Source organism: Mesorhizobium sp. M7A.F.Ca.CA.004.06.1.1 (assembly GCF_003999135.1).
Classification (GTDB): Bacteria; Pseudomonadota; Alphaproteobacteria; order Rhizobiales; family Rhizobiaceae; genus Mesorhizobium.
The window spans coordinates 1-1,623 of record NZ_RZPQ01001027.1; the positions used below are offsets into that span (position 1 = coordinate 1).

Annotated in this window: 1 protein-coding gene; it reads left to right on the forward strand. The window is 64.5% G+C overall.

Features of this window, described 5'->3' with window-relative positions; all coding sequences use genetic code 11:
* Nucleotides 1–1,607 (forward strand): ABC transporter ATP-binding protein (locus tag EN906_RS33425; RefSeq protein WP_164777577.1); only part of this gene is annotated, 1,607 nt, incomplete at its 5' end.
* Nucleotides 1,608–1,623: the final 16 nt, after the last annotated feature.

The window sequence follows — 1,623 nt, forward strand, 5'->3', positions numbered from 1 at the left end:
CGATTGCCTGGAATGCCGCGATGACGGCGTTCTCGATGTTGATGGCGCTCGCGCTGGCCGGCGCCGTGTTGCGCAACCTGGCGTTCATGGGGATCGTCGAGCTGACTTTGAAGATGATGGCCGACATCGCCGCCGATGCTTTCCATCGCGTCCAGCGCTTTTCCACCGACTGGCATGCCAACAGCTTTGCCGGCTCGACCGTGCGCAAGGTGACGCGCGGCATGTGGGCGCTCGACCTGCTCAACGACACCATCCTCATCGCGCTGCTGCCGTCAATCGTCATGCTGGTCGGCTCGACATTGCTGCTTGGCTGGTTCTGGCCGTTGATGGGGGCGGTCGTTGCTGCCGGTTCGGTGCTGTTCATCACGGTGACGGCGCTGCTGTCGCTTGGCTATGTCGCGCCGGCGGCAAGGCTCGCCAACACGTGGGATACCCGCCTCGGCGGCTCGCTGGCCGACGCGGTCAGCTGCAACGCCGTGGTCAAGGGCTTTGGCGCCGAGGAGCGCGAAGAACGCCGACTGGCCAAGGTCGTCGCCAAATGGCGTGCGCGCACACGGCGCACCTGGGTGCGCGGCACCATCAACGGCACCACGCAAGGGGTGCTGCTGCTGGTCATGCGCGCCGCGGTGATCGGCCTGGCGCTGATGCTGTGGTCGTGGGGGCAGGCGAGCGCCGGCGACGTTGCCTTCGTGCTGACCTCGCTCTTCGTGCTGCAGGGCTATCTCAGGGATATCGGCACGCATATCCGCAATCTGCAGCGCTCCATCAACGATATGGAAGAGCTGGTCGATTTCCAGTCCGAACCGCTCGGCATCGAGGACCGGCCCGGCGCCAAGCCGATCCGGATCACCGAAGGACGGATCAGCTTTGACAACGTGACCTTTCACTATGGCCATCACCGATCGGCGCTTTACCGCGACTTTTCGGTCGATATCGCGCCGGGTGAGCGCGTCGGGCTGGTCGGCCATTCGGGATCGGGCAAGACGACCTTCGTCAAGCTTATCCAGCGGCTCTATGATGTGAATGCGGGGAAAATCCTGGTCGACGGCCAGGACATCTCGCAGGTGGCGCAAGCCTCGCTGCGCGGGCAGATCGCCATCGTTCAGCAGGAGCCGATCCTGTTCCACCGGTCGCTGGCCGAAAACATCGCCTATGCCAGGCCGAGTGCGACGCAGGAGGAGATCGAGCATGCCGCGAAGTTGGCGAGTGCGCATGACTTCATCACCAGCCTGCCGAAGGGCTATGGCACGCTGGTCGGGGAACGCGGCGTGAAGCTGTCGGGCGGCGAACGTCAGCGCGTGGCGATCGCGCGCGCCTTCCTTGCCGATGCGCGCATCCTGATCCTCGACGAGGCGACATCGAGCCTCGATTCGGAGTCGGAGGTGCTGATCCAGCAGGCGATGGAGCGGCTGATGGTCGGCCGCACGACGCTGGTCATCGCGCACCGGCTTTCGACGGTGAGGGCGCTGGACCGGCTGCTGGTCTTCGATCGCGGCAACATCGTCGAGGAAGGCTCGCATAATGAACTGATCCGGCTGAAAGGCGGCATCTACCGCCGCCTGTTCGAGCGCCAGGCATTGGAACTGACCAAGGGACTTGTGAGCTGAGTTGAGGCGGCCTTCA